The organism is Nonomuraea sp. NPDC059007, from assembly GCF_042740555.1.
Taxonomy (GTDB): domain Bacteria; phylum Actinomycetota; class Actinomycetes; order Streptosporangiales; family Streptosporangiaceae; genus Nonomuraea.
Genome location: NZ_JBHYJD010000069.1, coordinates 43,924 through 50,988 on the forward strand (window position 1 = coordinate 43,924; position 7,065 = coordinate 50,988).

At 74.1% G+C, this 7,065-nt stretch carries 8 protein-coding genes; 4 read left to right on the forward strand and 4 right to left on the reverse strand.

Going from position 1 to position 7,065, the window contains the following annotated elements; translation table 11 throughout:
* Window positions 1–86 precede the first annotated feature (86 nt).
* On the reverse strand, window positions 87–494 hold the full coding sequence (locus ACFWY5_RS52915) for an SRPBCC domain-containing protein (RefSeq protein ID WP_379616983.1): 408 nt from the start codon (window positions 492–494) through the stop codon (window positions 87–89).
* Window positions 491–1,333: a helix-turn-helix domain-containing protein gene (locus ACFWY5_RS52920; RefSeq protein WP_379639607.1), complete on the reverse strand. Its 843-nt coding sequence runs from the start codon at window positions 1,331–1,333 to the stop codon at window positions 491–493. Before ACFWY5_RS52920 ends, ACFWY5_RS52915 begins: the two co-directional genes overlap by 4 nt.
* An 83-nt stretch (window positions 1,334–1,416) precedes the next feature.
* On the opposite strand from ACFWY5_RS52920, the gene ACFWY5_RS52925 reads away from it, so the two are divergent.
* The 3 genes from ACFWY5_RS52925 to ACFWY5_RS52935 are packed head-to-tail and all read left to right on the forward strand — an operon-like array spanning window position 1,417 to window position 2,951.
* A complete protein-coding gene (locus ACFWY5_RS52925) occupies window positions 1,417–1,764 on the forward strand; it encodes a VOC family protein (protein WP_379616987.1) in 348 nt (115 codons plus the stop codon).
* A 3-nt stretch (window positions 1,765–1,767) separates the two neighbouring features.
* Window positions 1,768–2,172, forward strand: coding sequence for an SRPBCC family protein (locus tag ACFWY5_RS52930; protein ID WP_379639608.1), 405 nt, complete (start codon window positions 1,768–1,770; stop codon window positions 2,170–2,172).
* 11 nt (window positions 2,173–2,183) lie between these two features.
* Window positions 2,184–2,951: an acyl-CoA thioesterase domain-containing protein gene (locus ACFWY5_RS52935; RefSeq protein ID WP_379639609.1), complete on the forward strand. Its 768-nt coding sequence runs from the start codon at window positions 2,184–2,186 to the stop codon at window positions 2,949–2,951.
* Between the two features lies 1 nt (window position 2,952).
* Here the strand turns inward: ACFWY5_RS52935 and ACFWY5_RS52940 are convergent, their stop codons facing one another.
* Both ACFWY5_RS52940 and gndA read right to left on the reverse strand, forming a co-directional pair.
* Window positions 2,953–4,674, reverse strand: coding sequence for an exo-alpha-sialidase (locus ACFWY5_RS52940; protein ID WP_379639610.1), 1,722 nt, complete (start codon window positions 4,672–4,674; stop codon window positions 2,953–2,955).
* 86 nt (window positions 4,675–4,760) lie between these two features.
* Window positions 4,761–6,191 carry an NADP-dependent phosphogluconate dehydrogenase gene (gene gndA / locus ACFWY5_RS52945; RefSeq protein WP_379639611.1) on the reverse strand — a complete coding sequence of 477 codons (1,431 nt, stop codon included), beginning with the start codon at window positions 6,189–6,191 and terminating at the stop codon, window positions 4,761–4,763.
* A gap of 79 nt (window positions 6,192–6,270) precedes the next feature.
* Between gndA and ACFWY5_RS52950 the strand changes: the two genes are divergently transcribed.
* Window positions 6,271–6,918 (forward strand): NAD(P)H-binding protein, encoded by a 648-nt coding sequence (locus ACFWY5_RS52950; RefSeq protein ID WP_379639612.1) that lies wholly within the window; start codon window positions 6,271–6,273, stop codon window positions 6,916–6,918.
* Window positions 6,919–7,065 lie beyond the last annotated feature (147 nt).

The window sequence follows — 7,065 nt, forward strand, 5'->3', positions numbered from 1 at the left end:
GCCACGCACGGTGGACGACCGTTTCCTGGAATGTCGCCCGCCAGGTGCGGCGGGTGGCGGTGGGGGCGGCCCGCCGTAACACATCATCATAAAGAGAGGTGGCGGCGCAGGTTGGTGAGGTGGATGCGCCAGCCGGCGCGGTGGTCGGCGGCGGTGGCGGGCCCGTCGGGGAGGTCGTCCCAGCCGACCTCCAGCACCCGGACCACCGTCCCCGCCTCGGCCGAAGTCAGGGTGATCTCGACCGCGGTCGCGACGGGACGGTCGGTGTCGGACCAGGTGAAGCGGAACATCCGGCCCTCCTCCACCTCCGTCACCACGCCCTGGGTGAGCATCGGGTGGCCGGAGTCGTCGCTCCAGTGCTCCTCGACCTTGCCGCCCGGGGTGACGTCGAGGTCGATGTAGCCCCACCACTCGGCGCGGTCGAGCGCGTCGGTCAGGGCGCGCCACACGCGCTCGGGCGGGGCCGGGATGAGGAGCGACTCGTCGACGATCATGCGAAGGTCCTCTCCGGGGCGAGCTGGCGGCGTAGCGCGGCGGGCGTGTGGCCGAGGTGGCGGCGTACGGTGCGGGTCAGGTGCGCCTGGTCGGCGAAGCCCAGGTCGGCGGCGAGCGTGGCCAGGCTGGTCTCGCCCTGCTCCAGCCGGTCGAGGGCGCGGCCCACCCGCACGCGGTTGCGGTAGTGGGTGAGGGAGACGCCGACGACGCCGGTGAAGGCCCGGCTGAGCCGGAACGGCGACACGCCCAGCAGCGCGGCCAGCGGGAGCAGCCCGGCGGCGGCGGGATGTCCGGCGTCGATCGCCTCCCTCGCGCGCTCGACGATCGCCCCCGCCGCACCGGCGCCCGCCCCACCGGCGCCCGGCGCGACGATGCCAGACGCGGTGGCGCCGGACGCGGCGGAGGCGCGCAGGGTGGCGCCGAGCAGGGCGAGCAGGGCCTCGGTCAGCGCGTACGGCACGTCGCCCGTGCGCGCGGCGGCCAGCAGGCGGCGGTGGGCCAGGTCGAGCCCGCCGTCCACGTACACGGCCGAACGCACCTCCCGCCCGTCCGTCAGCTCCCTCCACAGCCGCGCCGACACGCACAGCGAGGTGCACTCATCACCCCCGGCCGGATGCGCGAAATGCTCCTCCTCGCCCGGCCTGCCCACATACGCCATCGCCGGATCCACGTCGGCGGCCTGCCCGTCGGCCATGCGGCGGAAGCGCCCCCGGCGCGCCAGCACCACCCGGTAGTCGGAACTGACCTCCGCCGCGCCCCAGCGGCGGTGATCGTCGACGCAGGTCACCGCGTCGAGGGTGAATCCGGGCCCCGAGCCCAGGCGGACGCTTGAACGCATGCCGGGAACGTTACGCGGCGGGTACGACAATCCCGCAAGGATGTTCAAGACCGCCCGGAGCCCCAGGCGGCAGGCTGGCAGCCATGAACGACATGATCTCCATCGTCATCAACAGCGCCGACCCCGTCGCGCTCGCCGCCTTCTACGCCAAGGCCACCGGCTGGCAGCTCACCTCCGACGACGCCGACTTCGCCACGCTGAAGGGCGGCGCGGTGGCGGTGTCGTTCCAGCGCGTGGCGGGATACCAGGTGCCGGTCTGGCCGCAGCCTGGCCACCACGTCCACCTCGACTTCGCCGTCGCCGACCTCGGCGCGGCGGTCGAGGACCTGGTCGCGCTGGGCGCCGGCCTGCCGGAGGAACAGCCGGGCGGCGGCGACTGGACGGTGCTCACCGACCCCGAGGGGCACCCGTTCTGCGTCATGGCGGGCTGACCCGTGGCCTCCATACGGATGTCGGCCGTGGTCGGCGCGCCCGCCGCGACGGTGTGGGCGGCGCTGCGGGAGATGCACGACCTGCCGCGGCTCGCGCCCGGTTTCGTGGTGAAGAGCGAGCGCGACGGCGAGCGCAGGATCATCACCTTCGACAACGGGGCGGTGGCCACGGAGCTCATCGTCGACGTCGACGAGGCGGACCGCCGGGTCGCCTACGCGATCGTGGACAGCCCGCTCGCGCTCACGCACCATCACGCGATCTCGCAGGTCACCGAGGCGGGCGAGGGGCGGTGCACGTTCCACTGGCAGGCCGACTTCCTGCCGGCCGACCGGGAGCCGGTCCTGCGGGCGTTCATGGAGCGCGGGCTGGCGGCCCTCTTGCGGGCCCACGCGAAGGTCCTCGACTAGAATCCCGTTCTGTGTCCCAAGCCTTCTTCGAGCTGAAGGGCGGGGAGTTCCTGCCCGCCCCCCACGCCCACAGCCCCTGGTCCCCCGACATGCTCCACGGCCGCCTGCTCGGCGGGCTGGCCGCCCGCTGCCTGGAGCTGGAGCACCGCTCGGAGGGGCTGCGCTTCGCCCGGCTCACGGTCGACCTGTTCAAGAACAGCCCGCTGCTGCCCGTGCGGGTGGAGACGGTCCGGGTCAGGGACGGGCGCCGGATCCGGGTCGCCGACGCCACCCTCAGCACCGGGCAGGGCGTGATCGGGCGGGCCTCCGCCGTACTGCTGAGAGAGGGTGAGCAGCCCGGCGGCGAGCGCAACGACACACCGGCGTGGGACGAGCGGCCGCCCCTGCACCCGCCCGCCGAGCTGGACTGGCGGCCGCCCTTCGACCTGTGGCGGCTGACCGCGTGGGACACCGCCGAGCCGCGGCGCGTGTGGATGCGCGAGAACCGGCCGCTGGTGGGGCAGGAGGAGCTCACCCCGTTCGCGCGGGCGGCGCTGGCGGCCGACTTCGCCAGCCCGCTGAGCGGGTCGGGGACGCTCGGCGTGCAGTTCATCAACGCCGACTTCACGCTCACCCTCGCCCGCGAGCCGGTCGGCGAGCTGATCGGCATGCAGGCCGCCGGGCACCTCAGCGCCGGCGGGATCGGCACCGGCGACTGCGTCCTGCACGACGCGCACGGGCCGATCGGCTACTGCGTGGTCACCGCCGTGGCCAACCCGGTGCCGCTGGGCGCGGGCTAGGTCAGCTGCCGATCGTCGCGGTCACCAGGCTCCACTCGACGCGGGCGGCGCCGTCGGCCGAGTGCGCGGCGTGGGCGCGCTCGCGGCTGTCCTGCGTCACCCAGGACACGCCGGTGTCCTTGCCGTCGCGGAACAGCCGCGCCACCCCCGCGCTGTCCACGCTCACCCGCCAGACCGCGGGGCCGCCGGGGTGGGCGTGGACGCGTTCCCACCGCTGCGAGTCCTTGCGCATCGCCCGCACCTCCGAGCGGCTGATGGAGAGCATGAGCCGTTTGGCGCCGTTCGCCACCTTGGTGTCGAGGTTGCCGTCGATCGCCTCGCCGAGGAACTCCACCGTGAAGTCACCGGCCGGCACCGGCCGCGTCACGCTCGTCCCGCGCAGCGCCAGGGGCCGCGGCCACGCCGCCAGGCAGTCGGTCACTTCCAGAAACTCCGGCTTTCCCCGTACGGTCACCCGCTCCGCCGGCACGCGGGCGCTCCACGCGAGATCGGTGCCCAGCAGGGTGGCGCGGCCCTCGCGGTCCACCAGCACGCGCCACGGGCCGGGGCGCGAGCGGGTGAGCAGCCTGCCGCCCTCGTACAGGCCGTCGTCGTGCCACTCCAGCACCATGCCGCCGACCTCCACCGCGAACCCGGCCCCCGAGGCGGTCACCGCGTACGGTCCCTGCGGCCCCGGTTCCCAGACGCCCGCGCGCCGCGTGCGCACGCCGGTGAAGCAGGCCGCCAGGTCGAGCGTGGCGGTGCGGATGGCGGTCCGGTCGTGCTCCCAGACGACGCGCAGCCTGCCGGGAGCCTCCTCTTCGGCGCGGACGTCCCGGCCGCTCGCCGTACCGGCCGGGCCGTCGGCGAACAGCCGCCCCGGGCTCCACGGCCGCCCCGGCTCCTTGACCTTGTAGTGCAGCACCTCGCGGTCCGGCCCGGCTGCGGTGTTGTAGATCATGACATATCGGCCTTTGGAGTCCTTGGTGAAGAACCCGTTCCCGGGCAGGTTCTCGTCCAGCACCATCGGCGTCCAGGTGAGCCCGCCGTCGCGGCTGAGGCACGTGGCCGAATGCATCACGCGGGCGTCCCCGGCTCGCGTGCGCACCACCATGAGCAGCGCGTCCGGGTCGTCCTGGGAGAGCACCACCTGCGGTTCCCCGACGAGGATTCCGCGTGGCGGCACGGCCAGCCCTCCGCGCCGCCACGTGCGCAGGTCGGACGAGCGCAGCACGCCCGCTCCCGCGCGCTCGGAACACGGCAGCAGCCAGGCCCCGCGATGACGGACCGGCTTGCCCGTCACCTCGACGCCTTGTCCGTTGCCGGGAAGGTCCACCTCGATCGGCCAGCCGGTCCAGGTCGCGCCGCCGTCCGCGCTGCGCCTGGCGGCCGGCTCGATGGGAAGGCCGTCGACCCCGCCGTCGATCCCGCTCAGGAAGGCGTAGAGCGCGGCGCCGTCGTTGAGGAAGATCACATTGTGGTGGCCGGTGGCCGCCGCGAGGGCGCCCGCCGTCCACGTACGCCCGCCGTCCTGTGAGCGTGCCAAGCCGATGGAGCCCTGGCCATGGGGACCCGGGCCGGTGACGCCCGCGCGCCAGCCGACCACGATCCGCCGCTCGTCGAGCACCGCGACGTCGGGGACGCGGCCGCCCCCGGGGTCCGGTTCGCCGCCGGGCGGCGCGCCCACGTCGGCGAACACGGTGACGAGGCCGCTGACTCCCGGACCCGCCACGTCCACGTCCATGGCGCAAAGCCCAGTCGAAGCGGGCGCCGGGGGCAAGCCATGTCAGCGGATGTTCAGCGGTTCTTCGCCCGTCCGGCGCCTGCGGGTCAGGAGCCGGTGGCGCGCTCCTTGCGGTCGCCGGACCAGTCGGTGTGGAAGGCGCCCTCGCGGTCCACCCGGTGGTAGGTGTGCGCGCCGAAGTAGTCGCGCAGGCCCTGGACGAGCGCGGCCGGCAGCCGGTCGCGGCGCAGCCCGTCGTAGTAGGCGAGCGCGGAGGAGAAGCCCGGGGTGGGCACGCCGATGCGCACCGCGGTCGTGACCACACGCCGCCACGCGTCCTGCGCGGCGTTGACCACCGCGGCGAACTCGGGGGCGGCCAGCAGCGTCGCCAGATCCGGGTCGGCGTCGTAGGCGGCGCGGATCCGGTTGAGGAAGCGGGCCCTGATGATGCAGCCGCCGCGCCAGATGGTGGCCATGGCGCCGGGGTCGACGTCCCAGCCGTACTCCTTGGAGGCGGCGGCGATCTGGTCGAAGCCCTGCGCGTAGGCGACGATCTTGGAGGCCAGCAGCGCCTGCCGTACGTCCTCGATGAGCTCGCGGCCGCCCACGCCCGACAGCGACGGACCTTCGAGCGAGCGGGCGGCGGCGCGCTGCTCCGGGTGGCCGGACAGAGCGCGGGCGAAGACCGCCTCGGCGATGCCGGTCACGGGCACGCCCAGGTCCAGGGCGCTCTGCACGGTCCAGCGGCCGGTGCCCTTCTGCTCGGCCTGGTCCACCACCACATCCACGAACGGCTTGCCGGTCGCCTCGTCCACCTGGTCGAGCACGTCGGCGGTGATCTCGATGAGGTACGACTCCAGCTCGCCCTTGTTCCACTCCCGGAAGACCTCGGCCAGCTCGGCGGGGCTCGCGCCGAGGGCCTGGCGCAGCAGGTCGTAGGACTCGGCGATGAGCTGCATGTCCGAGTACTCGATGCCGTTGTGCACCATCTTCACGAAATGCCCGGCGCCGTCGGGGCCCACGTGCACCGCGCACGGCACGCCGTCCACCTTGGCCGAGATGTCCTGCAGAATCGGCCCGAGCGCCTCCCACGACTCCACGGAACCGCCCGGCATGATCGACGGGCCGTTCAGCGCGCCCTCCTCGCCGCCGGAGATGCCGGTGCCGACGAAGTGGATGCCGCGCTCGCGCAGCGCCGCCTCACGGCGGCGGGTGTCGGCGAAGTGCGCGTTGCCGCCGTCGACGATCATGTCGCCCGGCTCCATGTGCCCGGCCAGCTCCTCGATCACCGCGTCGGTGCCCGCACCGGCCTTCACCATGATGATCGCGCGCCGCGGCCGCTTCAGCGACGCGACGAACCCCGCCACGTCGTGCGCGGGAAGGAACGTCCCCTCGCCGCCGAACTCGTTCACGAGGTCGTCGGTACGGCTGGCCGTCCGGTTGTGCACCGCCACCGCGTACCCGTTCCTGGCCAGGTTGCGGGCCAGGTTCCGGCCCATGACCGCGAGGCCCGTGACGCCGATGTCTGCCAAATCCATGTTCAGGCTCCTTTGCCGGTGATACGCACGATCAAGCCCGGGAGTTCGGAGGGATAGTCCCCATGCAACCATGAGGCGTATGCGAACCATCATCGCGGGTGGACACGGTCAGATCGCGCTGCGGCTCGCGGCGCTGATGGGCAAGGACGCGGTCGGGCTGGTCCGCAACCCCGGCCACGTCGCCGACGTGGAGGCCGCCGGCGGCTCCGCCGTCGTGTGCGACCTGGAGCACGCGCCGGTGGAGGAGGTGACCGCGCTCTTGGCCGGTGCGCAGGCTGCCGTCTTCGCCGCCGGCGCCGGGCCGAACAGCGGAGCGGCCCGCAAGGACACCGTTGACCGGGGCGCCGCCGTCCTGCTGGCCGAGGCCTGCGAGCGGGCGGGCGTGCGGCGGATCGTACAGATCTCCTCGATGGGCGCCGGCTCGCCGCCCGACCTGTCGCGGGGCGAGGTGTGGGCCGCCTACATCACCGCCAAGACGGCGGCCGAGAACGACCTGCGCGGCCGCGACCTGGACTGGACCATCCTGCGCCCCGGCCGCCTGACCGACACCGGCGGGACGGGCGCGGTCCTGTTGGAGCCGTCGGTACCGGGCGGGTCCGTGCCGCGTGCCGACGTGGCCGCGGTGGTGGCGGAACTGCTGCGTACCGGGGCGGGGGTGGGGGACGTGCTGGAACTGACCTCCGGTTCAACCCCCATCCAGGAAGCCTGCGCCCGCTACACCCACTAACCCCACCCACACACCACCGGAGACCCCACCCCGCGCGCCCCCAGCCCCCGCGCGCCCCCAGTCGCCGCGCGCGCCAGCCCCCGCGCGCCCCCAGTCGCCGCGCGCGCCAGCCCCCGCGCGCCCCCAGTCGCCGCGCGCGCCAGCCCC

Bases quoted from the DNA above. Each gene is read 5' to 3' on its own strand.
- ACFWY5_RS52915 (WP_379616983.1), bottom strand. From the start codon at position 494: ATGATCGTCGACGAGTCGCTCCTCATCCCGGCCCCGCCCGAGCGCGTG.
- ACFWY5_RS52920 (WP_379639607.1), bottom strand. From the start codon at position 1,333: ATGCGTTCAAGCGTCCGCCTGGGCTCGGGGCCCGGATTCACCCTCGAC.
- ACFWY5_RS52925 (WP_379616987.1), top strand. From the start codon at position 1,417: ATGAACGACATGATCTCCATCGTCATCAACAGCGCCGACCCCGTCGCG.
- ACFWY5_RS52940 (WP_379639610.1), bottom strand. From the start codon at position 4,674: ATGGACGTGGACGTGGCGGGTCCGGGAGTCAGCGGCCTCGTCACCGTG.
- gndA (WP_379639611.1), bottom strand. From the start codon at position 6,191: ATGGATTTGGCAGACATCGGCGTCACGGGCCTCGCGGTCATGGGCCGG.
- ACFWY5_RS52950 (WP_379639612.1), top strand. From the start codon at position 6,271: ATGCGAACCATCATCGCGGGTGGACACGGTCAGATCGCGCTGCGGCTC.